General features: G+C 68.4%; 21 protein-coding genes and 1 riboswitch. Of the genes, 13 read left to right on the forward strand and 8 right to left on the reverse strand.

The genetic code is table 11. From position 1 onward, the window contains the following. Positions 1-22 precede the first annotated feature (22 nt). Both FDK12_RS04110 and FDK12_RS04115 read left to right on the forward strand, forming a co-directional pair. Positions 23-1,135, forward strand: a complete 1,113-nt coding sequence (locus tag FDK12_RS04110; RefSeq protein WP_137368385.1) for a ferredoxin reductase — start codon at positions 23-25, stop codon at positions 1,133-1,135. 21 nt (positions 1,136-1,156) lie between these two features. Continuing rightward, positions 1,157-2,302 carry a fatty acid desaturase family protein gene (locus FDK12_RS04115; protein ID WP_137368386.1) on the forward strand — a complete coding sequence of 382 codons (1,146 nt, stop codon included), beginning with the start codon at positions 1,157-1,159 and terminating at the stop codon, positions 2,300-2,302. Positions 2,303-2,484: 182 nt separating this feature from the next. Here the strand turns inward: FDK12_RS04115 and FDK12_RS04120 are convergent, their stop codons facing one another. Both FDK12_RS04120 and FDK12_RS04125 read right to left on the reverse strand, forming a co-directional pair. Further along, a complete protein-coding gene (locus FDK12_RS04120) occupies positions 2,485-2,982 on the reverse strand; it encodes an SRPBCC domain-containing protein (protein ID WP_137368387.1) in 498 nt (165 codons plus the stop codon). 12 nt (positions 2,983-2,994) lie between these two features. Then, the gene (locus FDK12_RS04125; protein WP_137368388.1) at positions 2,995-3,342 is read right to left on the reverse strand and encodes an ArsR/SmtB family transcription factor; all 348 of its coding nucleotides are present in this window, start codon (positions 3,340-3,342) and stop codon (positions 2,995-2,997) included. A gap of 70 nt (positions 3,343-3,412) precedes the next feature. Beyond that, a riboswitch (TPP riboswitch) is annotated at positions 3,413-3,520 on the forward strand. A 9-nt stretch (positions 3,521-3,529) separates the two neighbouring features. Here FDK12_RS04125 and FDK12_RS04130 point away from each other — a divergent pair. The 4 genes from FDK12_RS04130 to FDK12_RS04145 all read left to right on the forward strand — a co-directional run bounded on the left by FDK12_RS04130 (position 3,530) and on the right by FDK12_RS04145 (position 8,680). Then, positions 3,530-4,813 (forward strand): MFS transporter, encoded by a 1,284-nt coding sequence (locus FDK12_RS04130; RefSeq protein ID WP_223263085.1) that lies wholly within the window; start codon positions 3,530-3,532, stop codon positions 4,811-4,813. A gap of 145 nt (positions 4,814-4,958) precedes the next feature. Further along, positions 4,959-7,040 carry a phosphate acetyltransferase gene (pta, locus tag FDK12_RS04135; RefSeq protein WP_137368390.1) on the forward strand — a complete coding sequence of 694 codons (2,082 nt, stop codon included), beginning with the start codon at positions 4,959-4,961 and terminating at the stop codon, positions 7,038-7,040. Between the two features lie 33 nt (positions 7,041-7,073). After that, positions 7,074-8,189 (forward strand): acetate/propionate family kinase, encoded by a 1,116-nt coding sequence (locus FDK12_RS04140; protein ID WP_137368391.1) that lies wholly within the window; start codon positions 7,074-7,076, stop codon positions 8,187-8,189. A gap of 152 nt (positions 8,190-8,341) precedes the next feature. Continuing rightward, complete coding sequence (locus FDK12_RS04145) at positions 8,342-8,680, forward strand: YnfA family protein (RefSeq protein WP_137368392.1); 339 nt, start codon at positions 8,342-8,344, stop codon at positions 8,678-8,680. 27 nt (positions 8,681-8,707) lie between these two features. Here the strand turns inward: FDK12_RS04145 and FDK12_RS04150 are convergent, their stop codons facing one another. Continuing rightward, a complete protein-coding gene (locus tag FDK12_RS04150; RefSeq protein WP_137368393.1) occupies positions 8,708-9,019 on the reverse strand; it encodes an AzlD domain-containing protein in 312 nt (103 codons plus the stop codon). Then, complete coding sequence (locus tag FDK12_RS04155; protein ID WP_137368394.1) at positions 9,016-9,753, reverse strand: AzlC family ABC transporter permease; 738 nt, start codon at positions 9,751-9,753, stop codon at positions 9,016-9,018. Before FDK12_RS04155 ends, FDK12_RS04150 begins: the two co-directional genes overlap by 4 nt. Before the next feature lie 98 nt (positions 9,754-9,851). Here FDK12_RS04155 and FDK12_RS04160 point away from each other — a divergent pair, with 98 nt between their 5' ends. Beyond that, positions 9,852-11,042 (forward strand): zinc-dependent alcohol dehydrogenase, encoded by a 1,191-nt coding sequence (locus FDK12_RS04160; RefSeq protein ID WP_104116679.1) that lies wholly within the window; start codon positions 9,852-9,854, stop codon positions 11,040-11,042. A gap of 101 nt (positions 11,043-11,143) precedes the next feature. Here the strand turns inward: FDK12_RS04160 and FDK12_RS04165 are convergent, their stop codons facing one another. Together FDK12_RS04165 and FDK12_RS04170 are read right to left on the reverse strand one after the other, a co-directional pair. After that, positions 11,144-12,976, reverse strand: coding sequence for a glycoside hydrolase family 15 protein (locus FDK12_RS04165; RefSeq protein ID WP_223263086.1), 1,833 nt, complete (start codon positions 12,974-12,976; stop codon positions 11,144-11,146). A gap of 21 nt (positions 12,977-12,997) precedes the next feature. Then, complete coding sequence (locus tag FDK12_RS04170) at positions 12,998-13,870, reverse strand: glycerophosphodiester phosphodiesterase (protein ID WP_137368396.1); 873 nt, start codon at positions 13,868-13,870, stop codon at positions 12,998-13,000. 120 nt (positions 13,871-13,990) lie between these two features. Between FDK12_RS04170 and FDK12_RS04175 the strand changes: the two genes are divergently transcribed. Then, positions 13,991-15,238, forward strand: coding sequence for a DUF445 domain-containing protein (locus FDK12_RS04175; protein ID WP_189636277.1), 1,248 nt, complete (start codon positions 13,991-13,993; stop codon positions 15,236-15,238). A gap of 61 nt (positions 15,239-15,299) precedes the next feature. Here FDK12_RS04175 and FDK12_RS04180 read toward each other — a convergent pair whose 3' ends face one another. Beyond that, the gene (locus FDK12_RS04180) at positions 15,300-16,085 is read right to left on the reverse strand and encodes a hypothetical protein (protein ID WP_137368398.1); all 786 of its coding nucleotides are present in this window, start codon (positions 16,083-16,085) and stop codon (positions 15,300-15,302) included. A gap of 191 nt (positions 16,086-16,276) precedes the next feature. Beyond that, entirely contained in the window at positions 16,277-16,543 is a 267-nt protein-coding gene (locus tag FDK12_RS04185; RefSeq protein WP_104116674.1) for a GlsB/YeaQ/YmgE family stress response membrane protein, read from the reverse strand. Between the two features lie 347 nt (positions 16,544-16,890). Between FDK12_RS04185 and FDK12_RS04190 the strand changes: the two genes are divergently transcribed. The 5 genes from FDK12_RS04190 (at position 16,891) to FDK12_RS04210 (ending at position 21,552) form a co-directional block, all read left to right on the forward strand. Continuing rightward, positions 16,891-17,148, forward strand: coding sequence for a DUF6458 family protein (locus tag FDK12_RS04190; RefSeq protein ID WP_137368399.1), 258 nt, complete (start codon positions 16,891-16,893; stop codon positions 17,146-17,148). A gap of 187 nt (positions 17,149-17,335) precedes the next feature. Then, a complete protein-coding gene (locus tag FDK12_RS04195) occupies positions 17,336-18,103 on the forward strand; it encodes a DeoR/GlpR family DNA-binding transcription regulator (protein ID WP_137368400.1) in 768 nt (255 codons plus the stop codon). Beyond that, on the forward strand, positions 18,100-19,122 hold the full coding sequence (locus tag FDK12_RS04200) for a 1-phosphofructokinase family hexose kinase (RefSeq protein WP_137368401.1): 1,023 nt from the start codon (positions 18,100-18,102) through the stop codon (positions 19,120-19,122). The genes FDK12_RS04195 and FDK12_RS04200 overlap by 4 nt, the downstream gene beginning before the upstream one ends. After that, positions 19,122-21,224 carry a fructose-specific PTS transporter subunit EIIC gene (locus FDK12_RS04205; protein ID WP_137368402.1) on the forward strand — a complete coding sequence of 701 codons (2,103 nt, stop codon included), beginning with the start codon at positions 19,122-19,124 and terminating at the stop codon, positions 21,222-21,224. The genes FDK12_RS04200 and FDK12_RS04205 overlap by 1 nt, the downstream gene beginning before the upstream one ends. Positions 21,225-21,273: 49 nt before the next feature. Then, entirely contained in the window at positions 21,274-21,552 is a 279-nt protein-coding gene (locus FDK12_RS04210) for an HPr family phosphocarrier protein (RefSeq protein WP_137368403.1), read from the forward strand. The last annotated feature ends 31 nt before the right edge of the window (positions 21,553-21,583 follow it).

A 21,583-nucleotide genomic window follows, 5' to 3' on the forward strand; every position in this document is an offset into this window, starting at 1 on the left:
GAGAGGTTATAGCGTTAAGCCAATGATCCGGTTCAAACAGCTGGCGCGAGCAGCAAACGCGCTCATCACCCCGCTCACCCCGGAAGACTTCCTGTCACTCTTCGACCCGGTGCACTCCTCCCGTCAGCTCCGCGGCGTCGTAACCCGCGTGGTGCGCGAGACCGAGGATTCCGCCACCATCTACTTCCGCCCGGGCAAGGGCTGGCACGCGCACCAGGCCGGGCAGTGGGCGCGCATCGGCGTCGAGCTGAACGGCGTGCGCCAGTGGCGGTCCTATTCACTGAGCAACGCGGCGGGGCACGATCCCGCCATCACCGTGAAGGACGCCGGTTCCGTCTCGCATGTACTCGTCCGCGATACGAAGCCGGGTGACATACTGTTTCTCGCGCCACCCCAGGGCGACTTCATCCTGCCCGAGCACCCGAGGTCGCTGCTCATGCTCACGGCAGGCAGCGGCATCACCCCGGTCATGTCAATGATCCGCACGCTCATCCCGCGCCGACCGGACGCCGACGTCGTGCTCATCAACTCGAACAGCACGCCGGAGAAGAGCCTGTTCCGCGAGGAACTCGACGAGCTGGCCGACCAGTTCCCCAACCTCACCGTGCGCCACTGGTTCACGAGCGCGCGCGGCAGGCTCGAGTTCACGGCGAAGACCATCGCGGATCTCTGCCCGGACTGGCGGTCCCGTGCCGCTTTCGCGTGTGGGCCCGAAGGGTTCCTGAACGCCGCGGAGGAGCTGTGGGAGCGTGAGGCCGCCCTCGAGACCGCCCGCGCCGTGCCGGGGGTCTCAGCAGGAGCGGCCGCACAGGCGGCCCCGAGCGGCACGCTCACCATCGAGCGGTTCACCACGGACCTCACCGCCGGCGCCGGCCATGACGGAGGCCTCGTCACGTTCGAGCAGTCCGACCGCGAGGTCCAGGCGGACGGCGACACCCCCCTGCTCGACATCGGCGAGGACGCCGGCATCCTGATGCCGAGCGGCTGCCGCATGGGCATCTGCCACAGCTGCCTGATCCCGCTGCGGTCCGGTCAGGTCCGTGACCTCCGGACCGGTGAACTGCACAACGAGCCCGGCCAGCTCATTCAGACCTGCGTCTCGGCAGCCGCCGGGCCGGTCAACCTCGACCTTTAGTCCCCCACCAGAGGAGTCCCCATGACCACCACGCTGACCCGCCCCGGCGCCCTTGCGGCATCCGGGCACCCACTGGTCCGTCCCGATGCAGCGAAGCACCTGACGGACGAGCAGGTCGAGGAACTCGGCCGCGAGCTCGACGCCGTGCGTGACGAGATCCTCGCCAAGCGCGGAGCGACCGACGCCGCCTACATCCGCCGCGTCATCAAAGTGCAGCGCAGCCTCGAGTTCGCGGGCCGCGGCACGCTCCTGTTCAGCAAGTACAAGCCCGCCTTCTTCGCCGGTACCGCGATGCTGAGCATCGCCAAGATCCTCGAGAACATGGAGATCGGCCACAACGTGCTGCACGGCCAGTGGGACTGGATGCGCGATCCGGACATCCACTCCACCACCTGGGAGTGGGACTTCGTGACGCCCGCGCGTTCATGGCAGCACACCCACAACGACCTGCACCACCGCTGGACCAACGTCATCGGCAAGGACAAGGACATCGGGTACAACCTGCTCCGCATGGACCCCGACCAGCCGTGGCGCCCTTTCAACATCGGCAACCCGCTGTACAACGCGATCCTGGCGCCGGTCTTCGAGTGGGGCATCGCCCTGTACGACCTCGAGATCCCGGAGTACAAGGAGGGGATCAAGTCCAAGGAGGACATGAACCGCGACCTCAAGGCGCTGGGCAAGAAAGCCTTCAAGCAGTTCGCGAAGGACTACGCGGCCACTCCCGCCGTCGCGATGCTGACCGGTTCCGGCAAGCAGGCCCTCTACGGCACCCTCGCCGCCAACGCCATCCGCAACTTCTGGGCGCACGCCGTGATCTTCTGCGGCCACTTCCCGGACGGTACGGACACGTTCACGGAGGAGGAGGTCGACGGCGAGACCCGCGGCGACTGGTACGTGCGGCAGATGATCGGTTCCGCCAACATCTCCGGTTCCAAGTTCATGCACCTCATGACCGGCAACCTGTCCCACCAGATCGAGCACCACTGCTTCCCCGACCTGCCCTCCAACCGGTATGCTGAGGTCGCAGTGAAGGTCCGGGACATCTGCTCGCGGTACAATCTGCCGTACACCACGGGTCCACTGCCCAAGCAGGTCGGCTCCACCTGGGCGAAGATCTTCAAGCTCGCCCTGCCGAACCGTCGGCCGAAGACCGCCACGGCCTAGGATCCAGGCTCTCCTGCGGCGTGGCCCGCGCGGCCACATCGATCCACTCCACGCGCCGCCGCCCGGTTCTCCGGACGGCGGCGCGAGTGCGTCGGGCCCTCCCGGGCGGCGCGTGGAGCCGCGTCAGCCAGGCGGTTGCGGCAGAGACGGCGTCGAGCCCTCCTCCGGCGGGGGCAGGCGGGTCAGACGGGAGCGTCCTCGGCGAGCAGAACGTCCACCTGCCCGAGGGCGAGCGTGAGCCCCTCCTGCATGCCCATCTCGACCATCTGGTTGAGCTGCTCGAGGGATTCGAACGTGGTCGTCATGGTCATGCGCGTCCGTCCACCGAGGTCCTCCAGCTCCACCGTCGCGTGGGTCTCGCCCATCTCCGCCACGGGGTCGCCGTTCTCGTCGGCGAACCCGTCGTCGAACGTCAGGCGATGGGGCGCCTCGATGCCGGTGATGCGCCACCAGCCCCGGGCCTTCTCCCCGTCGGGCCCGGTCATGAAATAGGCCGCGCGGCCACCGGGTTCGAACTCGTAGGCGTCGAACGTCGCGGGCCATGTCGGCGGGCCCCACCACCGTTCGAGTTGGCGCGGGTCCTCCCAGATCCGCCACACGCGCTCCACCCCGGCGTCGAATTCGGCGACGAGCCTGAAGCTGAGCGCTTCGGTGTCCTTCTGGGTGCTGATGACTGCCATGATGCTGCCTTCCTAGTCCTCATCCCCGGCATCCTCGGCGAGGATGTCCGCGATCTGATCGACCCGCTGCCGCCAGATCCTCTCGTAGTCGTCCAGCAGGCGGCGCGCGCGCTGCACGCCGTCGACCTGTCCGCTCACGATCTGCTCCCGTCCGCGCTTCTCCTTCGTGACGAGTGAGGCCCGCTCGAGCACGGCCACGTGTTTCTGCACCGCGGCGAAACTCATGTCGTACTGCCCGGCCAGCCCGGATACCGAATACTCGGCGACCAGGACGCGCGCCACGATGTCCCGCCGTGTCGCGTCGGCGAGCGCGTGGAAAAGGCGGTCCACCTCGTCCTCGCTCGCCCGTCCTACAACCATGTGGTTGTACGTTACGCGGGGGAATGGACCGGGTCAAGGGGTGCGCCTGCAGACGTGGCAGGATGGAGCCACCTATTCCCGCGGGAGCCCCGGCAAGGGCTGAGAGGAAGCTGCTGCAGCTTCGACCGCCGAACCTGCTCCGGATCATGCCGGCGAAGGAAGCGAGAATGCAATGCCCCATTCCTCCATGTCATCCACCAGCGGCGTACAGGCCGCCGACCACCGGCGGGCACGTCATGCGGTCCGCGGTGGGATCCTCGGGAACTTCGTGGACCAGTTCGACATCTTCCTGCCCGTCATCGCCCTCGCGCCGGCTGCGAGTACCCTGCTGGGCGCGGAGAACGTCATCGCGACCGCCGGGCTCGTGTTCACGGCAACGCTCATCGGACGCCCCCTCGGAGCGGCGATCTTCGGGCCCGTCGCCGATCGCGTTGGAAGGACGGCCACCACCAGGGTCGCCCTTGCAGGCATCGCCGCAACGACCCTGCTGATCGCCGCCGTACCCGGTCACGAGGTGCTGGGCTGGGGCACCGTGGCGCTGATCCTCACCCTGCGGTTCCTCGGCGGGGTGTTCCTGGGAGGCGAGTACACCTCGGCCGTTCCGCTGGCCATGGAGTGGTCCGCGCCGCGGCGACGGGGACTGGCGAGCGGCCTGATCATGGCGATGTCGCCGGTTGCCAACGCAACCATCGCAGCCCTCGTCCTGGTCCTGCTGGCCGTCCTGGATCCGGCGTCCTACGCGGCCTGGGGCTGGCGCGTGCCGTTCGTCGTCGGAGGAATCCTGGCTCTTGTCATGCTCGGGTATTACCGGCGCCAGGTGGCGGACGTTCCCGCCTCCCACCGGGCCCCCGCACCGGCCTCGCCCCTGCGGGATGTCCTCGTGGGACCCGACCGCCGCGTGTTCGTGCAGACCTTCATCCTGATGACCGGTCTCTGGCTCCTGACCTATATGGCGATTCCCACCCTCACGGCCGAACTCACGCGGGCCGAGGTCTTCGACGGCCGCGGCGTCACCCTCGCCCTGCTCTGCGCCACAGCTGTCTCGGCCGTCGCCATGGCACTGTGCGGACACCTGTCCACCCTCGTGGGACGGCGCCGCTTCTTCATCGGCTTCGGACTGCTGGCCGCCGTCCTGGCTCCGCTGGCCTTCCTAACGATCTTCGCCGTCGACTCCCCCGTTGCCGTCATCGCTCTCTGCGCCGCCCTGCAGGTGGTGACGGTCTCGGTCTACGGGCCGGTCGGCGCCTACCTGTCGGAACGGTTCTCCGGGGGTGTCCGGTCCAGCGGCTACGGGCTCGGCTACAGCCTGTCGATCGTCGTCCCGGCGCTCTACCCCTACTACCTGCCGCCCCTGCAGGAGGCTTTCGGCACCTACGGGCCGGTCGCCGTCCTGCTCGTCATCGCCGGGCTGCTCGTCGCACTGGGCGGGTACCGGGGGCCGGACACGGACACCCGGGCGCCGCTCCGCTGATGACAGGGCGGAGTCCGGCGGGGAAGAAACGCCCGCAAGGGGCGGAACGAGCGACCACCAGCACCGTGCCGGCACCCCGAGGGGCGTTCCCGACGACGTGATACCCGTTATGGCGGGCACCAGAGGACCCTGCAAGACTGGCCCCATGACCCGCGGAATATATGTGAGCGCCATGACCAACGGCTCCGGCAAGTCCCTGATCTCCCTGGGCCTCGCCGACATGCTGCACCGGCACGCCGACCGCGTGGGGTTCTTCCGGCCCATCGTCGAAGGCAGCGACCCTGCCGCGGATCCGATGGTACGCCTCATGCAGCGTGCGTTCGACCTCCCGGCGAACCGTGCCCGCGGCGGCCTCACCCGCGCCGAGGCCCGCGCCCTCCTCGTGACGGGCGACCGCGCCGAAATCGACGCCCGCTGCGTCGCCATCTACAGCGAGATCGCGGCGGAGTGCGACGTCGTCATCGTCGAGGGAACGGACCTCTCCGGCAACGACGCCGCTGTGGAGTTCGACCTCAACGCCCGTCTCGCCAACAACCTCGGTGCCATGGTCCTCGCCGTCGTCGGGGCCAAGGACATGTCGGTCGAGGAGGCGGCGGACACGGTCGACGTCGCCCGCCGCGAACTCGACGCCGCGAAGGTGTCCCTCCTGGCGATGATGGTCAACCGGGCGGCGGACGACGCCGTGACCGCGATCAGCGAACACGTCCGCCCGGGCCGCTCCGGCCGCCCCGTCTACGTCATCCCGGAACTGACCGAGATCTCGCAGCCCACCGTCTCCGAGGTGTCGACGGAACTGGGAGCACGGCAGATCGCCGGCAACTCCAACCTGGAGCGGGACGTCACCAGCGTGCGCGTCGCCGCCATGAACGTCGGCAACTTCCTGCACCTGCTGACGGACGGCGCCCTCGTGATCGTGCCGGGTGATCGCGCGGACGTCCTCGTGGCGACCCTGGCGTCCTCGTTCTCCCCCGAGTTCCCGGTCCCCTCCGGCATGATCCTCACCGGAGGGCTCGCGCCGGACCCGAACATCCTCGCCCTCCTCGCGCAGGCACCGTTCCCGGTCTTCTCGCTCGACGACGACACCTACACCGCGGCGCGCCGCGTGAGCGAGGTGCGCGGCGAGATCGCCAGCGGGCTCCGCCGGAAGGCTGCAGCGGCGCTCGGAGCCTGGTCCCGGCAGGTCGACGAGAACGAACTGCTGGAGCGCCTCGAGCTGCCCCGCCCGGTCACCATCACCCCGCTGCGCTTCCTCCACGAGCTGATTCAGCGGGCACGGTCGGAACGCCGGCACATCGTGCTTCCCGAGGGTGAGGACGTGCGCGTCCTGAAGGCCGCCGAGATCCTCCGCCGCCGTGACGTCTGCGACCTCACCGTCCTCGGCCCGGAGGCGCGTGTTCGCGAGCGCGCAGCGGGCCAGGGCATCGATCTCACCGGGCTCACCCTGATCGACCCGGCGGCCTCGGAACTGCGCGAGGAGTTCGCCGCCGAATATGCGCGGCTCCGGGCGCACAAGAACGTCTCCCTGGACCAGGCCCGCGAACGAATGCTCGAAGGAGCATATTTCGGCACGATGATGGTGCAGCTCGGCAGGGTCGACGGCATGGTCTCGGGCGCCGCCCACACGACCGCGAACACCATCCGGCCCGCGCTCGAGTTCGTGAAGACGAAGGACGGCGTGAAGATCGTCTCGTCGGTGTTCCTCATGCTCCTGCAGGACCGCGTGCTCGTGTACGGCGACTGCGCGGTGAACCCGGAACCCAACGAGGAGCAGCTCGCGGACATCGCGATCGCCTCGGCGGAGACGGCGGCCCAGTTCGGGGTCGAGCCCCGCATCGCCATGCTGTCCTACTCGACCGGAGAGTCGGGACACGGCGGGGCTGTCGACGAGGTGCGACGCGCCACGGAGATCGTGCGCCGGCAACGCCCGGACCTCGCGGTCGAGGGACCCATCCAGTACGACGCCGCCGTCGACGCCTCGGTCGCGGCATCCAAGCTCCCCGGGTCGTCCGTGGCCGGCCAGGCGACGGTGTTCATCTTCCCGGACCTGAACACGGGCAACAACACCTACAAGGCAGTGCAGCAGTCGGCCGGCGCGGTCGCCGTCGGCCCGGTGCTCCAGGGGCTCCGCAAGCCGGTCAACGATCTCTCCCGCGGCTGCACGGTGGAGGACATCGTGAACACGGTTGCCATCACCGCCGTGCAGGCCCAGCAGCCCGCCGCCTCCTAGCCGTTTCCGCCGCCCCCTACAGGACAGGACCCCATGCTCATCCTCGTCATCAACTCCGGCTCATCCTCGCTGAAGTACCAGGTCCGCGAGGGCGACGACGTCCTGGCGGAGGGCCTGGTGGAGCGCATCGGCGAGGCCGAGGTGCCGGACCACGCGGCCGCATTGGACCGGGTGGACCAGGAGGTTTCCCGGGCGCTCGACGGCCGGGAGATCGACGCCGTCGGCCATCGCGTGGTGCACGGCGGTGAGCGCTTCAGCGAACCGGTGCTGATCGACAACGAGATCACCCGCGCCATCGAACGGCTCAACCCGCTGGCCCCGCTGCACAATCCCGCTGCCGTCACCGGCATCCGGGCCATCACCGACAAGTGGCCGGGCATGCCACAGGTGGCGGTGTTCGACACCGCGTTCCACCGCACGCTGCCCGAGCGCGCGTGGCGGTACGCGGTGCCCGACGAGCTCTACCGGAAGTTCGGTATCCGCCGCTACGGCTTCCACGGCACCTCCCACGCCTACGTCGCCAAGGGCGCGGCGGAGCTGATGGGTACGGACACGTTCACGGGCGTGATCGCCCACCTCGGCAACGGCGCCTCCGTCACGGCCGTTCGCGACGGCCGGAGCATCGACACGTCGATGGGCTTCACTCCGCTCGAAGGCCTCGTCATGGGAACGCGATCGGGCGACATCGATCCGTCCATCCTGCTGTTCCTCCTGCGCGAGGGATATTCGGAGCAGGACCTCGATGCGCTGCTCAACCGCAACAGCGGACTGAAGGGCCTCACGGGCACCAATGACATGCGGTCGGTGTCGGAGTCCGCGGACGCCGGCGAGGATCGCGCGAGGGTCGCCATCGACGTGGCCTCGTACCGCCTGGCGAAGTACGTGGGCGGGTACCACGTCGCGGTCGGCGGCGCGCAGGCACTCGTATTCACAGCTGGCATCGGGGAGAACGCGGGTGCCTTCCGCAGCGCCGTCGTCTCGAAGCTCGGCGCCCTCGGCCTCGAGCTCGACGAGGAGAAGAACAGCAAGCGCAGCAGGGAGGCGCGGACCATCAGCACGCCGTCGTCGGCCTTCCCCGTGCTCGTGGTGCCCACGAACGAAGAGGCGGCCATCGCGGAGGCGACCGCCGCCGTCGTCGCCGGTTCCTAGTCGATGCAGCTCGCGCTCACGGGCGGCGAGCCGGCCCTGGTGTGCCGGCGTGGCGTTGCGGTGCGCGGACAACCCCCGCCACAGCGCGCCAGCGGGGCGATCCCACCGCCGGCGCAACCGTGCAGGCCACTCAGCTCCGGCAGACTGGGACCATGACGATCCTCCGGATGACCCTTCTGTTCGTGCTGGCCGCGGGCGCCGAGATCGGCGGAGCGTGGCTCATCTGGCAGGCCGTCCGCGAGGGCAGGCCGTGGTGGTGGGCAGGGCTCGGCATCATGGCGCTCGGCGCCTATGGCTTCGTGGCGACTCTGCAACCGGACCCGAACTTCGGGCGGATCCTCGCCGCCTACGGAGGCGTGTTCGTGGCGGGATCGCTGGCGTGGGGCGTGCTCGTCGACGGCTTCCGGCCGGACCGCTGGGACCTTCTCGGCTCGGCTGTCTGCCTCGCCGGCGTCGCCCTGATCATGTTCATGCCTCGCTCGAGCCCGTGAGCTGGGCCCGCGGTCGAGCTCACGGGCCTACACTGCCCCGAGCAGCCGCGCCACCGCGGCCGCGAGCGCCCCGACCGCGACCACCACGAGGAACGGAGCCTTGAGCCATAGCGCGACGGCGGCCGCACCCAGGGCTGCCACGCGTGCGTCGAGCACGAGCGACTGACCGGACGCGAACGCGTTCACGGCGGTCAGGGCGGCGAGCAAACCGATCGTCAGCGAACCCGCGACCCTCAGCATCCTCGGGTTGTCCAGCAGCTTCGCGGGCACGAGGAACCCGAGGAACTTCGTGGCGATCGACACCGCGCACGCGAGCAGGATCCAGCCCCAGAGCGTCATGCTGCCCCCTTCCCCGCGGATCCGGACTCCGAGGGGTAGGGCTCGACGTCGGGTTCGAGTCCTTCCGTCGCAGGGCCCAGACCCGAGAGCCCGAGGAGGGCGGCCACCACGGCGGCGATCAGGATGGGCACGCCCGGCGGCACGAGCGGCACCGCGACGAGCGTGACCACCGCGCAGACGACCGCGATGGCGGCAGGCTCCTTCGCGCGGATACGGGGCCAGAGCAGTCCCAGGAAAGCCGCGACCGCCGCTCCGTCCAGTCCCCAGCGCGCCGGGTCGCCCATGGCGTTGCCGGCGAGGGCGCCGACGAGCGTGAAGACGTTCCACAGGACGAACACGCCGATGCCCGCGGCCCAGAACCCGCGGCGCTGCTCGGCCGGGTCGGCCTGCCCCGTCGCCGTCGCCACCGACTCGTCGATGGTCAGATGGGCCGCCGGCAGCTTCTGCCAGCGCGGGGGACGCAGGAGGACGTTGACCTGCATGCCGTACACGCCGTTCCGGATGCCCAGCAGGGCGGACGCCGACATCGCGGAGATCCCGCTCCCACCACCCGCGACGACGCCGATGAACGCGAACTGGGAGCCGCCGCTGAACAGCAGGAGGCTGAGCGCCATGGTCTGGGCGAGGCCCAGCCCCGCAGCGACGGACAGGGCACCGAAGGACAACCCGTACAGACCGGTGGCGATGGCCACTGAGAGGGCGACGCGAACCGCCGGAGACTGGAGAAGGACCACCCGACAAGGCTAGGTGACGGCCCGGTCGGCTTTCCATTCGCGGCGAAGAGGTGAATAGTAGGAAAGGAAAGCCTACTTACTACCCGGAGGAGCACCACATGAAGGCAGTGACATGGCAGGGCAAACGCACCGTCAGCGTGGAGAACGTGCCCGACCCCACCATCCAGGAACCGACGGACGCGATCGTCCGCATCACCTCGACCGCGATCTGCGGGTCGGATCTCCACCTCTACGAGGTGCTCGGCCCTTACATGCACAAGGGCGACATCCTCGGTCATGAGCCGATGGGCATCGTCGAGGAAGTCGGATCGGCTGTCACCAACCTCAGGGTGGGCGACCGCGTCGTCGTGCCGTTCAACATCTCCTGCGGCTACTGCTACATGTGCACGCGGGGCCTGCAGTCGCAGTGCGAGACCACGCAGGTGCATGACAAGGGGTCCGGAGCCTCCCTCTTCGGCTTCTCCGAGCTCTACGGATCGGTTCCCGGCGGCCAGGCCGAGTACCTGCGCGTGCCCTTCGCCGACTACGGACCAGTGAAGGTCGGGCACGACCTGCCCGACGAGCGCTACCTCTACCTCTCGGACATCCTGCCCACGGCGTGGCAGGGCGTCCAGTACGCGGACGTCCCGCAGGGCGGCGTACTCGCGGTGTACGGACTGGGCCCCGTGGGCCAGTTCGCCGCGCGCATCGGCAAGTACCTCGGCCACCGCGTGATCGCCGTCGAACCCGTGCCCGAACGCCGGGCCATGGCCAAGCGCCACGGGATCGAGACCATCGACTTCTCGAAGGACACCGCCGAGGAACTGCGGAGCATGACCAGCGGGCGCGGGCCGGACGCCGTCGTCGACGCCGTCGGGATGGAATCGCACGGATCGCCCGTCGGCGCCTTTGCGCAGAACGCCGTCGGCATCCTGCCGGACAGGCTGGCACAGAAGGTGATGGAGACCGGCGGGAGCGACCGCGTGAGCGCCCTCCACTCGGCGATCGACGCCGTGCGCCGCGGCGGCACCGTGTCCCTCAGTGGCGTCTACGGCGGTGCCGCGACACCGATGCCGATGCTGTCCATGTTCGACAAGCAGATCCAGTTCCGGATGGGCCAGTGCAACGTCCGCCGCTGGACGGACGAGCTCCTGCCGATCGTCGAGGATCCCTCGGACCCGCTGGGCGTCACCGACCTCATGACGCACGAGGTCTCGATCGACGAGGCACCGGCGGCCTACCGCAACTTCCAGAAGAAGACGGACGGTGCCATCAAGGTGGTTCTCAAGCCCCAGGGCCTGACGGTCTAGTTTGTTCGACGGCGAGGGCCGGCCCGGCAGGGGCCGGCCCGGCAGGGGCCGGCCCTCGCTGCCTACCACGGGTCATCCCGGTCGCCCGAGGACAGGCGCGATCACTCCCGGGCGATCGACTCGTAGGAACCTGCCTCACCACGGGCCATCTGCAGGGCATCGGCCGCCCGCACGAGCCCCAGGTGCGAGAACGCCTGCGGGAAGTTCCCCGCCATCCGCTTGTTCCCGGCGTCGTACTCCTCGGACAGCAGACCGAGTTCGTTGCTGTAGCCGACGAGCTGGTCCATGAGCCGCGTCGCTTCGTCCAGCCTCCCGCCGTGCGCGTACTGTTCCACGAGCCAGAAGGAGCACGCGAGGAACGGGTGCTCTCCCGGTTCGAGGCCGTCGTCGGATTTGGCCGTGCGGTAGCGGAGCAGCAGCCCGTGCGGGTCCAGCAGGTCCTTCTCGATCCGTGCGACCGTGCCGAGCATCATCGGATCGTCGTAGTCCAAAAAACCCACCTGCGGCAGTTGCAGCAGCGATGCGTCGACCTCCGTGCCGCCGTACACCTGGGTGAACGAACCGAGCTCGCGATTGAATCCGCGCGCGAGGATCTCCTCGCGCAGTCCGTCACGGATAGTTGTCCAGTGCTGCAGCGGCCCACTCAGCCCGTGGTCCCGAACCGCCCGGACCGCACAGTCGAAAGCCGCCCACATCATCACCCGGGAATGCGTGAAGTACTGGAGGTCGCCGCGCATCTCCCAGATGCCGTGGTCGCGGTCGTCGAGGTGCTTCTCCGCGAACCCCAGGAGCGCGCGCTGCAGGGGCCAGGAGAAACTGTCCTCGGTGACGCCGTGTCCGCGCAGCTTCTCCAGGGCCACCATCACCTCCCCGACGACGTCCGCCTGGTACTGGTCCACAGCGCCGTTGCCGATACGTACGGGAGCGGAATCGGCATAGCCCGGCAGGTGGTCGAGCTCCCGCTCGGGCAGGTGCCGCTCCCCCGCCACGCCGTACATGATCTGCAGGTCCTCGGGATCGCCGGCCACTGCGCGCAGCAGCCAGTTGCGCCAGCCCAACGCCTCGTCCGCGAAGCCGTGCGTCATCATGGCCTCGAGCGTCAGGGCGGCGTCGCGAAGCCAGCAGAACCGGTAGTCCCAGTTCCTGGCACCGCCGAACTGCTCGGGCAAGGAGGTGGTGGGAGCCGCGACGATGCCGCCGGTGTCCTCGTGGGTCAGCGCGCGCAGCACGAGCAGCGAGCGCTGCACGGCGTCGGCGTACTCGCCGTCGTCCAGGCAGCTGGCACCCCAGGCCCGCCAGTAGCTGATGGTGCTGTCCAGGGCTTCGTCCACATCCTGTGCCGGGGGCTTGTCACGGTGCGAGGGGTACCAGACGAGTTCGAGGTCGACGACGTCGCCTTCGGACACCTCGAACGTGCCCTCGTGGCGGTGGTCGGTCGCTCTCAGCCGGGGTCCGCGCAGCAGCAGTGCGTCCGGGCCCGCGATGGCGAGGAGCACCGGCACGCCCTCCTCCGTCCCCTGGCTGACCCACGGGACGATCTCGCCGTACCCGAAGCGGATCTCGAGCTCCTGGTGGACGGTGACGGTGCCGCGCAGTCCCTGCACCCGCCGGATCACGTTCGCGCGCCGATCGGTCACCGGCATGAAATCGGTGATCAGCACCTCGCCCCCGGCGGTCCTCCAGCGGGTCTGGAGAACGAAGGTGGAGTCGATGTAGCTGCGCTCCACCACCTCGGCATCCGGGGACGACGGCGCCACGAGCCAGCGTCCGTGCTCGGGTGTGCCAAGCATCGCGGCGAACACGGACTCGGAGTCGAACCGGGGGAAGCAGAGCCAGTCGACGCTGCCGCTGCGTGAGATGAGCGCACCGGTGTGGAGGTCGGAGACGAGCGCGTAGTCCTCGATCGGTGATTGCATCTTCCAACTCAACCACACGCGCCCGAAGTGGTCGTACGGTTACTCCTGGTTGCCCTCGAACGCCATCCGGATCCTCGCGGGATAGTCCGTCGTCATCTCCTGCACGCCGAGATTCGCAAGGAACCGGGCATCCTTCACGGTGTTGACGGTCCAGGCCCGCACGCGCACGCCGTCGCGCACCCACTTCCGCACGCGCTCGGGGTGATGACGCGCGTACCGCACCCCCGGTCCCACCATGCCCACCTCGTGGTGGTTGACGAGCTGCTCGCCCTCCTTCAACGCCCTGCGCATCAGGGTGATGAGGGCACCCTCGGCGATCGGACCGAAATGCAGTGCGTCGCGCACTTCCTTCGGGCTGACGTCGGATACCAGCTGGCAGAGCATGTGGTGCGGTGCCGACTCCGCCAGTTGGCGCATGGAGTCCGGATTGAAGCTCATGAAGCTCACCTCGATGTTCCCGAGCATCGATGACTCCGGGTCCCACCCCTCGTCCATGAGGAACGCGATCAGGGACTCCTCCAGTCGCAGGCCGAACGGGCTCGGATGCTTCAGCTCGATCGCCAGCTTCACGGGACGTCCGGCCCGTCGCAGGATCAGCAGGAGGTCGGCCAGCGACAGGAACTGCTCCGAGCCTCCGCCGTATTCCGCCGGAATGCCCGCGCCCTTCCAGGAGGCGACGTCGAGCGTTCGCAGCTCGGCGAGCGTCAGGTCGGCGACGGGGCCGGAACCGCTGGTCGTACGGTCCAGCGTCGTGTCGTGGATGCACACCAGGTGTCCGTCGCGGCTCAGGTGCACATCGCATTCGACGCCGTCCGCGCCGTCGGAGAGCGCCTGGAGATAAGCGGCGCGCGTATGTTCGGCGTAGGTTCCGCTGCTGCCACGGTGGGCGAAGATCACTGGGGGCACAGGCATTCCTCACGTCGGTGGGTTGTCCGTACCACCGTACGGGAGCACGTGTTCGGCGCACCATCGGCCCGCCGCCGGGACGCATCGCGCACCACCATCGATAGACTCGGGAGGGTGGACGCTCAGATGACAGGCACCGATGCGGAGCGTGCCGCCGCCCTCCGCCGCATGAAGCTGCTGGCCACCGGACTGCTGGCGGTCATGGCGATCATCTTCGTGGTGGCCTTCGCACTCCAGGACGCCTATCCATGGCTCGAGTACGTGCGCGCAGCAGCGGAGGGTGGCATGGTCGGCGCCCTGGCCGACTGGTTCGCCGTGACCGCCCTGTTCAAGCATCCGATGGGGCTCAAGATCCCGCACACAGCGATCATTCCGCGCAAGAAGGACCAGATCGGCGAGTCCCTCGGACAGTTCGTCGAGGAGAACTTCCTGTCGGAGGACGTCGTTCGCGCCAAGCTGGACTCGGTCGGAATCGCCCAGAAGGCCGGCGCCTGGCTGGAGAAGCCGGAGAGCGCGGACCGCGTGGCCGCCGAGGGAGCGGCACTCATCCGCGGCATGTTCACGGTGCTGAACGACGACGCAGTCCAGGGCGTCATCGAGTCGATGGTGCGCAAGCACGTCCTCGAACCGCCCTGGGGTCCACCCATCGGCGGCATAGCGGAGCGGATCTTCGCCGAGGGACACCACCACCGGCTCGTCGACCTGCTCGTGGACCGCGCGGGCGACTGGGTGGACGCGAACTACGCCGTGGTCACCAGGGTCGTGGCACAGCGCTCACCGTCGTGGGTCCCGCGGCTCGTCGACGGCGTGGTCGGCGACCGCGTGCACGCAGAACTCTCGAAGTTCATCCGCGCGGTGCAGGACGATCCGCAGCACGATGTACGGCTCGCCATCGACAAGTACCTCCGCGACCTCGCACAGGACCTCCAGCACAAGCCCGAGACCATTGCCAAGGCGGAGGAGATCAAGGGCCAACTGCTCGACGATCCCCGCGTCCGCGACCTGACCGCCCGCACCTGGGCGACGATCAAGAACGCCCTCCTGGAAGCGGTCAACGACCCGGACAGCGAGCTGACGTCCAACTTCAAGGCGGCTGTGCGTGATTTCGGGTCACGCCTGACGAACGACGCCGGGCTCGCCGGCAAGGTGAACCGGTGGATCGCGGACGGAGCGTCCTACGCCGTTCGGACCTACCGCAGCGAGATCGCCGGGGTCATCTCGGAGACGGTGGGCCGCTGGGATGCCGAGGAGACCTCGCGCAAGATCGAACTGCAGGTCGGCAAGGACCTGCAGTTCATCCGGATCAACGGCACGGTGGTCGGTTCGCTGGCCGGGCTGTCCATCTTTGCCGTGGCCAACGCGATCTTCGGTTAGGGTCCATTCCCTCTCGGGTGGCAGAAGGCGTCCGAGCGCACAGACTGCTTTCGCCGGCGGCTTAGGCCTGCTGCTGCCGGGTGCCCGGCTCGGGAAGCTGCAGCACGTCGGCCAGCTCCCCGGGGATGGTCTGGGGCAACGGGCCGAACGCCTCGCGCGTCGTGCGGATCACGGCCTTGCCCATGAGGTGGTTGCCCGTCCCGCCGATCACAGCGCCCGCACCGAAGGGCAGGGCGCGTCCCAGCATGAAGCCTCCCTGTTTGGCAAGGAACTTCTTGAGGAACCGCCGCTGGATGGAGGCGGTCAAGGTCTTGACCATCGAGGACGGCGCCGATTTGTTGACCAGCTGACCCCAGTACTGCGGAGCACCCTGGCCGGCGGAGGCGCCGAGGATCGACCGGATCAGCGCGGTCCCCTCCTCACCCATGAGGATCGCCATGACCATGGCACGGGAGCGCTCGGGATCCTCGGTGTTCACACCATGCAGTTCGGCGATCGAGTCCGCGTAGAGGGCTGTCGCTTCGAGGAAGCCGATCGTCGCCGCTGCCGACAACCCGAGTGACGCGATCGTTCCGACGGCGGGGACCGCAGCAGTCGCTCCCACGGCGGCTCCAGCAGCCGTCGTCGCGCGGAGATAGTCACGCTCCAGGAGGCGGGCAAGCTCGGCAGGGGACGCCTCCGGGTGTCGGCGACGAAGCCGGTTCAGGTTCGAGATGATCAACGGACGCTGGACGTCGAGGGCCCGCTCGATACCACGGAGGATCGCAGGCTTGGGGTTTCCGTCCTTGTCGAACAGCGTTCCGTTCGCAGCCTTGACGGCTGGGTTTTCCTTGTTTCGGCCGAACATGGTGGTCCTCCCGGACCGGGCTGGATCGGATCGGTAAGCAGTCTGTGAAGAGTGTAGTGGCGCCGCGCGGAGAGGGCGGGGGCTTTCTTCTCCTGGCGCACGGGCCGTGAACAGCGAAGGGCGCCACCGTTGGTCGGTGGCGCCCTTCGGCAGCTGTTCCCCCCAAAGGTCCAGCTACATGCTGCTGATGCTTAGACGCGCGAGCCGCGCTTGGTGATGGCGCCGTAGATGACGAGCACGATCAGCGCACCGATGACTGCGAAGAGGATCGACATCAGCGAGAAGGTGCCACCGAGATCGACGCCCAAGAGGCTTCCGCCGATGAATCCGCCGAGGAACGCCCCGATGACGCCGAGCAGCATCGTGATGAAGATGCCGCCACCCTGCTTACCGGGCAGGATCAGCTTGGCGAGTGCTCCGGCGATGAGGCCGAGGATAAGAAAACCGATGAAACTCATAAGGTGCTCCTTGAGTGATTGTGAGCTCCCCGTCCGCGGACGGGATGCTGCCTAATATTCTGATGCACCGAAGCGCAACTGTTAACGACTGTACTTCATCAGCATGCTTAGAGTGCAATCCTAGCACCGTACTAATCGCGCTTCTCAAGTCGTCCCGGTGAATCTTTCCCAAAATGTAGCGTTGCGACTCTTCCGCACCTGGAGGGCCGAGAGCCGCAGAAGGACGGGGATTCGCCCGTATGATGACCAGCAGTGGGGTCGGTTCGATGATGATCCGCGCGCACGGTGAAACCCGTTGGGGGATTTCTCGAAACACATACGAACGCCAACCCGAAGGAGCTTTTCCAATGCGAATCGGTTCATCTATTTTCCTCATTGCACTCGGTGCAATTCTTGCTTTTGCCATTCGGGCCGACGTCATCAGCATCGTCGACATCAACCTCGTGGGGTACATCCTGATGGCGGTCGGCGTGCTCGGCCTCATCGCTTCCCTACTGCTCGCCGCACCCAGGAGGCAGAGCCGCATCTCCGAGTCACGGTCCGTCGTCGACCCACACACCGGAGAGACCGTCACGAGGAACGAGACGCGCGACACCGGCCTCTAGGCCGCGGGAAGACCCCAGGCCGCACTTCCAGAAGGGCCGGAGCGGACAACCGCTCCGGCCCTTCGTCATCTGTGTTTGCTTCTGGGAGAGGAAGAACCTGTTGACGATGCGCATTAACCACAGATAGAGTCACTCAAACACAGATAAAACCACACGCTGCACAGCAGTCGGAGACAACGGAGTCCTCATGTTCGCCGAAGAGCGCTATCGCCAGATCAGCGAGCTGGTGCTCGCCGACGGCCGGGTCACGGTAGCAGGCCTCTCCTCCCGCTTCGGCATCACGAAGGAGACCGTCCGTCGCGACCTCGCGCTCCTCGAGGAGGACGGCGTGCTGCGTCGCGTCCACGGTGGCGCCATCGCCGGTAGCGGTGCGACAACACACGAGCCGAGCCTCTCGAGCCGCTCCTCGCAGCACTCCCCGGAGAAGAAGCGCATCGCGCAGGCGGCACTGGCACTCACTCCCGACACGGGCGCCGTCGTGCTCGACGCCGGCAGCACCACCGGCGCCCTCGCCGAACTGCTCGTCGAAGAGGCCCGGTCGGATCTCTCGGTGGTCACCCATTCCGTTCCGATCGCGGCCCTCGTCTCCGGTGCCGGCCTGAGTGTGGAACTCGTCGGCGGACGTGTCCGTGCCCTGACCAGCGCAGCCGTCGGCAGCAGCACCGTGGCACATTTCGCCCGGCTCCGCGCCGACGTCGCGTTCCTCGGCGCGAACGGCCTCGCCACCGGCTTCGGCCTCAGCACGCCCGATGTCGACGAGGCCGCGGTGAAGACGGCGATCGTGCGCTCCGCGCGGCGGGTGGTGCTGCTCTCCGATTCGTCGAAGTTCAACGAGGAGACCCTGGTCAGTTTCGCCCAACTGGAGGATATCGATGCACTCATCACGGACCAGGCGCCCAGCGCCGACCTTGCGGCGGCCCTCGCCGACGCCGATGTGGAGGTGATCGTCACGTGATCCTGACCCTCACAGCGAACCCCAGCATCGACCGGACTGTCGAGCTCGCTGCCCCGCTCGTCCGCGGGGCCGTCCAGAGAGCCGTGCACGTCGTACAGGAGGCAGGCGGAAAGGGAGTCAACGTCAGCCGGGCCCTTGCCATGTCCGGTACCCGGACGCTCGCCGTCGTCCCGGGCGACGACGCAGACCCCGTCCTCGCCGGGCTGCGCAGCGTCTCCGTCCCGTTCCGCAACGTGCCGATCGGGGCGGGGCTGCGCACCAACACCGCAATCACCGAGCACGACGGCACCACGACGAAGATCAACGAGCCCGGACCGGCACTCAGCGCGGCACATCTCGAGGAACTCCTCGCCGTGGTCGTCGCCGAGAGCGATGGTGCGGACTGGCTCGTCCTTGCCGGGTCACTCCCGCCCGGTGTCCCTCCGACCTTCTATACGAGGGTCACAGCGGCCGTCCGGGAGGCCTACGGCCTGTCGGCGCCGCTCGTCGCCATCGATTCCTCCGGCGAACCCCTGATCGAAGCCGCCGCCGGTGTACCTGCGCCGGATCTCCTCAAGCCCAATGCCGAGGAGCTCAGCGAGCTGACGGGCATCGGGACGGGGGACGAACTCGAGAAGGACCATGAACTCGCCGCGAAGGCCTGCGCGGTGCTCATCACCGCCGGGGTGGGAGCGGTGCTGGCGACCCTTGGTTCCAAGGGTGCCCTGCTCGTGACGAATGCGGGAGCATGGCACGCCGTGCACCCGCCCGTCACGGCCCGTTCGACGGTCGGTGCGGGAGACTCCGCGCTGGCCGGCTACCTGCTGGCGCACAGCGCAGGCGAACTCCCGGAGAACTGCCTGCGCCAGGCGGTCGCCCACGGGTCGGCGGCCGCCGCCCTTCCCGGTTCCACCGTTCCATCGCTCGACCAGACCACGCCGGCCGCCGTCGCGGTCACTCCCCTCAAGATCACATTGCCCGTGATCGAACCAAGCGCAACCGGGCCCACCGCAGGGCCCCTCGCACAGGAGGAATTCTGATGTCCGATCTCATCACCCCGGAGCTTGTGGCTCTGGACCGGAACCTGGGGAGCGATCGCTCCTCGGTGATCCGTCATCTCGCGGAGCAGGTCGCCGCACAGGGGCGCTCCACGGAGGTGGACGGCCTGTTCGCCGATGCGCTCGCCCGGGAGGAGAAGACCGCCACCGGCATCCCCGGCGGCATCGCCATCCCGCACTGCCGTTCCACGGCGGTGTCGGAGGCCACACTCGTCATGGCACGCCTGTCTCCCGCCGTGGACTTCGGCGCCAAGGACGGCCCCGCCGACCTCGTCTTCTTCATCGCCGCACCCGAAGGTGCCGACCAAGAGCACCTGAAGCTGCTGTCCAAGCTCGCGCGGTCGCTCATCAAGAAGGACTTCACCGCTTCGCTGCGAGCGGCGCAGACCCCGGCCGACGTCGTCGCCCTCGTCAACGGGGCACTCGGGCTCGGTGACGCGCCACACACCGCCGGTGCCGGCGCACATGCCGGCAGCACCGCGGGCTCTTCGATGAACGACACCCGGTCGAGCGAAGCCGCCGCGACGCTCGGCACCTCGCCCTCGGGTACCGACACCACCGGACCCGCCGTCGACCAGGGCGGTACCGACACCAAGGTGCGCCGCCTCGTCGCCGTCACCGCGTGCCCGACCGGCATCGCCCACACCTACATGGCCGCCGACTCACTCGTCGCGGCCGCCAAGGAGCGGGGAATCGACCTCCAGGTCGAGACGCAGGGCTCCTCCGGCGCCACTCCCCTGGATCCCGCAGTGATCGCAGCGGCCGACGCCGTCATCTTCGCCGTCGACGTCGATGTCCGCGACAAGCAGCGCTTCGCCGGCCTCCCCGTCATCAGCGCTCCCGTCAAGCGCGGCATCGACGAGCCCGGCGTGATGGTCGAGGAAGCTGTCGCAGCCGCCCGGAACCCGAATGCTCGCCGGGTCGCCGGCACCGCCGGTGGCAACGAGCAGGCGGACGACGACGGAGCCAGGGACAGCATCGGCAGCACACTCAAGCGGGCCCTGCTGACGGGCGTCAGCTACATGATCCCGTTCGTCGCGGGAGGCGGGCTCCTCATCGCGCTCGGCTTCCTCCTCGGGGGTTACCTGATCACCGAGACGGCCGACACCGTCGTCCTGGAGAACAGCCTCACGAACCTGCCCGCGGGTGGGCTCGGCGAGTACCTCGGCGCCGTGGCCTTCAAGATCGGCCAGTTGTCCCTCGGATTCCTCGTCCCGGCCCTCGCAGGCTACATCGCGTACGCCCTCGCTGACCGTCCGGGGATCGCACCAGGTTTCGTCGCCGGTGCCGTTGCCGGGTTCATGGGTGCCGGGTTCCTCGGTGGCATCGTCGGCGGCCTGCTCGCCGGCTACGTCGCCATGATGATCGGGCGCCTCTCGGTCCCCCGCTGGCTCCGCAGCCTCATGCCGGTCGTCATCATCCCGCTCGTTGCGTCGATCGTCGCTTCGGGTCTGATGTTCCTCGTGCTGGGCGGCCCCATCGCCGCGATCACCGCCGGACTCAACACCTGGCTCTCAGGCCTCACCGGCACTGCCGCCGTCGGCCTCGGCGTCATCCTCGGGCTCATGATGGCCGTCGACCTCGGCGGTCCGGTCAACAAGGTGGCCTACTCCTTCGCCGTCGCCGGTCTGAGCGCCGGGTCCATCGACAACCAGGCGCCCTGGCAGATCATGGCGGCCGTCATGGCAGCCGGTATGGTTCCGCCCCTGGCCATGGCTCTGGCCACCACCATCGACCGTCGTCGCTTCACAGTGGCGGAACGCGAGAACGGCAAGGCGGCCTGGCTGCTGGGCGCGGCGTTCATCTCCGAGGGGGCCATTCCCTTCGCCGCCGCCGATCCACTCCGCGTCATCCCTGCTTCCCTGGTGGGATCGGCTGTCACCGGTGCCATCGTCATGGGGACCGGAGTGACCTCGCAGGCACCGCACGGAGGCATCTTCGTCTTCTTCGCCATCGGGAACGTCCTGATGTTCGTCCTCGCGATCATCGTGGGAACGGTGGTTTCGGCCCTCGCCGTGATCGCGCTGAAGCGCTACGCCACCCGCAAGAAGGACACCCCCGTCGTCGAGCCGGTTGCAGCCTGACCGGCAGTCCGCTTGGCTGTACTGGAACCAACTACAGAAGGAGCACATCATGGCAGAACGCAAGGCGACGGTAGCGAGCCGCGTCGGACTGCACGCCCGGCCGGCGTCGATCTTCGCCGAGGCGGCCGGCGAGCTTCCCCTCGAGGTCACCATCGCCATGGACGGTGAGCCGGCAGAGGAAGCTATGGACGCCTCCAGCATCCTGTCCCTCATGAGTCTCGGCGCCTCGAACGGCGACGTCGTCGTCCTGCGCGCCGAGGGCGAGGGCGCGGAGGAAGCGCTCGAAGGCCTGGCCCGCATCATCGAGACGGACCACGACGCCGAGTAGGCACTCAACGAGAAAGGGCACTCTTCGCCGC

Source organism: Arthrobacter sp. NamB2, assembly GCF_005281365.1.
Lineage (GTDB): Bacteria > Actinomycetota > Actinomycetes > Actinomycetales > Micrococcaceae > Arthrobacter_D.

Excerpts from the sequence above, each read along its gene's own strand:
- FDK12_RS04110 (WP_137368385.1), top strand. The coding sequence starts at position 23 with ATGATCCGGTTCAAACAGCTGGCGCGAGCAGCAAACGCGCTCATCACC.
- FDK12_RS04115 (WP_137368386.1), top strand. The coding sequence starts at position 1,157 with ATGACCACCACGCTGACCCGCCCCGGCGCCCTTGCGGCATCCGGGCAC.
- FDK12_RS04120 (WP_137368387.1), bottom strand. The coding sequence starts at position 2,982 with ATGGCAGTCATCAGCACCCAGAAGGACACCGAAGCGCTCAGCTTCAGG.
- FDK12_RS04125 (WP_137368388.1), bottom strand. The coding sequence starts at position 3,342 with ATGGTTGTAGGACGGGCGAGCGAGGACGAGGTGGACCGCCTTTTCCAC.
- FDK12_RS04130 (WP_223263085.1), top strand. The coding sequence starts at position 3,530 with ATGTCATCCACCAGCGGCGTACAGGCCGCCGACCACCGGCGGGCACGT.
- pta (WP_137368390.1), top strand. The coding sequence starts at position 4,959 with ATGACCCGCGGAATATATGTGAGCGCCATGACCAACGGCTCCGGCAAG.
- FDK12_RS04140 (WP_137368391.1), top strand. The coding sequence starts at position 7,074 with ATGCTCATCCTCGTCATCAACTCCGGCTCATCCTCGCTGAAGTACCAG.
- FDK12_RS04145 (WP_137368392.1), top strand. The coding sequence starts at position 8,342 with ATGACGATCCTCCGGATGACCCTTCTGTTCGTGCTGGCCGCGGGCGCC.
- FDK12_RS04150 (WP_137368393.1), bottom strand. The coding sequence starts at position 9,019 with ATGACGCTCTGGGGCTGGATCCTGCTCGCGTGCGCGGTGTCGATCGCC.
- FDK12_RS04160 (WP_104116679.1), top strand. The coding sequence starts at position 9,852 with ATGAAGGCAGTGACATGGCAGGGCAAACGCACCGTCAGCGTGGAGAAC.
- FDK12_RS04170 (WP_137368396.1), bottom strand. The coding sequence starts at position 13,870 with ATGCCTGTGCCCCCAGTGATCTTCGCCCACCGTGGCAGCAGCGGAACC.
- FDK12_RS04175 (WP_189636277.1), top strand. The coding sequence starts at position 13,991 with ATGACAGGCACCGATGCGGAGCGTGCCGCCGCCCTCCGCCGCATGAAG.
- FDK12_RS04180 (WP_137368398.1), bottom strand. The coding sequence starts at position 16,085 with ATGTTCGGCCGAAACAAGGAAAACCCAGCCGTCAAGGCTGCGAACGGA.
- FDK12_RS04185 (WP_104116674.1), bottom strand. The coding sequence starts at position 16,543 with ATGAGTTTCATCGGTTTTCTTATCCTCGGCCTCATCGCCGGAGCACTC.
- FDK12_RS04190 (WP_137368399.1), top strand. The coding sequence starts at position 16,891 with ATGCGAATCGGTTCATCTATTTTCCTCATTGCACTCGGTGCAATTCTT.
- FDK12_RS04195 (WP_137368400.1), top strand. The coding sequence starts at position 17,336 with ATGTTCGCCGAAGAGCGCTATCGCCAGATCAGCGAGCTGGTGCTCGCC.
- FDK12_RS04205 (WP_137368402.1), top strand. The coding sequence starts at position 19,122 with ATGTCCGATCTCATCACCCCGGAGCTTGTGGCTCTGGACCGGAACCTG.
- FDK12_RS04210 (WP_137368403.1), top strand. The coding sequence starts at position 21,274 with ATGGCAGAACGCAAGGCGACGGTAGCGAGCCGCGTCGGACTGCACGCC.